This window comes from Flavobacterium tructae, from assembly GCF_001853485.1.
Lineage (GTDB): Bacteria > Bacteroidota > Bacteroidia > Flavobacteriales > Flavobacteriaceae > Flavobacterium > Flavobacterium tructae.
This window is the reverse complement of the sequence record NZ_MIKE01000017.1, coordinates 1-2,481: the sequence shown is the minus strand read 5'-3', so window position 1 is coordinate 2,481 and position 2,481 is coordinate 1. Positions and strand designations below refer to the sequence as shown.

Here is a 2,481-nt window from a genome sequence, read left to right as displayed (position 1 = left end):
GGAAGGAAGGAAAAAGGAAAGAAAAAAAGAGGAAAAAGGGGGGGGGGGGGGAAGGGGAAGGGGAGGAGAAAAAGGGGGAAAGGGGGGGAGAAAAAGGGAGAAAGGAGGGGGGGAAGAAGGAGGGGGGGGAAGGGAAAAAAGAGGAAAGGAGGAGAAAAGGGAAAGAAGGAAAAGGAAAAAAAGGGAGGGGGGAGGGAAGGGGGAAGGAAGGAGAAAAAGGGGGAGAAGGAAAGAAGGAGAAGGGAGAGGGAGGAAGAAAAAGAAGGAAAAAAGAGAAAGGAAAGAAAGAGAGAGAGGGGAGGGAGGAGGAGAGGAGAGAGGGGGAAGGAAAAAGGAGGAAAGAGGGGGAAAGAAAAAGAGAGGAGAAAAAAAAGGAAGGGGAAAAGAAAAAGGGAGAAAAGAAAAAAGAGGGAGGGAAGAGGGGAGGAAAAGAGAAGAGAAAAAGGGGGGGGGGAGAAAAAGGAGAAAGGAGAGGGGGAGAAGGGGGAAAGAGAAGGGGGGAAAAAGGAGAAAAGAGGGGAAAAAAGGGAGGAAAAGGAAGGAGGGAGGGGAAAAGAAGAAGAAGAGGAGAAAAAAAAGGAAGAGGAAGGGAAGGAAGAAAGGAGGGAAGGAAGGGAAAAAAGGGGGGAGAAGGAAAGAGGGAGAAAGAAGGAAAAGAGAAGAGGAGAGAGGAAGGGAAGGAAAAAAAAGGGAAAAGGGGAGAAAAGGGAAAGAGAAGGAAAAAGGGGAAAAGGAGGGGGGAAAGAGGGAAAAAAGAAGGAGAAAAGGGGGTGAAGAGAGGTAGTGTAAGTAAAATTAATGGTAATGATAAGAAAGGGGGGAGGGAAAGAGAAGGGGAAAGGGAGAAAGAGAGAGGGAAGAAAAGGAAAAAAAAAAAGAGAGAGGGAGGGGAGAAGGAGAGGGGAAAAAGAGAAAGGAGAAAGGGAAAAGGAGGAGAGGAAGAGGAGAGAAAAAGGGAGGAGAGGGGAAGGGAAAAAAGGAAAAAGGGAGAGAAGAGAAGGAAGAGGGAAGAGAGGAGAGGGAAAAGGGGGGGAAAAAAAAAAGGGAGGAAAAAAAAAGAGAAGAAAAGAGAGGGAAAAGAGGGAAGGGGGAGGAGGGAGAAAAAAGGGGGGAAAAGGAAGGGAAGGAAGGGGGAGAAAGGGGAAGAAGAAGGAAGAGGGGGAAGAAAGGAAGAAAGGAGGGGGGAAAGAAGAGAGGAAAAGAGAAAGGAGAAAAAAAAGGGGAAGGAGAAAGAAGAAGAAAGGAGGAAAAAAGAAGGAGGAGAAGAAAGGAAAGGAGAAAGAGGGGGGAGAGGGGGAGGGGGAAAAGAGGGGGGGGGGGGGGAGGGGGGGAGGGGGAAAGGGAGGAAAAAAGGAAGAGGAGGGGGGGGAGGGGGGGGAAAAAAGAGGGGGGAGGGGGAGGGGAGGGGAGGGAGAAGAGAAGAGAAAAAAAAGAAGAGGAGGGAGGGGAGAGAGAAGGAAAGAAAAAGGGAGGGGGAAGAGGGAAAGAGGAGGAGGAGAGGAGGGAGGGGGGGGGAAGAGGAGGAAAGAGGAAGAAAAAGGGAGGAAGAGGGGGGGGGAAAAGAGGAAAAGGAAGAGGAAAAAGGGGGGGGAGAGGAGAGAAAAAAAAAGGAAAAAGGAAGGAAAAAGAAAGAAAAAGAGAAGGGGGGGGGGAGGGGAGGGAGAAAGAGGGGAGGGGAGAAAAAAAGGAAGGGGGAGAAAAAGAGGAGAAAAAGGAAAAGAAGAGGGAGAAGAAGGGAGGGGAAGAGAGGAGGAAGGAAAAAGAAAGAAGAAAAAAAGAAAGGGAGGGGGGGAAAAGAAGAGGGAGGAGAAGGAGAAAGGGAAAGGGGAAAAAAGAGAGGAAGGAGAAGAAAAAAAAAGAAAAGGAGAGGGGGAAAAAGAGGGAAAGGAAGAAAAAAGGAAAGGGAGGGGGGGGGGGAGAGGGAAGAGGGAAGGGGGAGGGGAAGGGAAGGGAAGGGGAGGGAAGAAAGGAAAAGAAAGAAAAGGGAAAGAGGGAGGAGGAAGAAGAAAAGGAGAGGAGAAAAAGAAAAAAGGGGAAGAAAGGAAAGGGGAAGGAAGAGAAAGGAAGAAAAAAAATAAAAAAGACAGGAAAATAAAATAACCACAAAAGACACAAAAGTTTTTAAACACTTTAGTTTACTGTATCGTGGATTATTGCTGTTCACTTAAGAGCACCTAAGTTAGAAAATCTTTGATTTTCTGCATGCGCCTGGAAATGTTTAACATGTACTATTTTCATGCCGTAGGCTGCTAAAACATGAAAAATATAAAATGGTACGAGCAGAGCGATATTAGCTAAGATTTATAATTCAACATTTTTAATAAAATGTTTGAAAATTCTGCCTATTTTTCAGTGCTAAATAAATATGATGAAATACAATACAAAATACTTTCTTTTCCTTTTCATGCTGATCTCTTGTTTTCAGGTTTACGCAAACATGGCTAAACCTTTTGCTGACGGGACGAAAAGCTCTGCATTATT

General features: G+C 46.2%; 1 protein-coding gene. It reads left to right on the top strand.

Annotated features, from left to right (window positions below):
• On the top strand, nt 1–2,078 hold a 2,078-nt coding region (locus BHE19_RS22750), incomplete at its 5' end, for a hypothetical protein (protein WP_207544111.1).
• Nucleotides 2,079–2,481 lie beyond the last annotated feature (403 nt).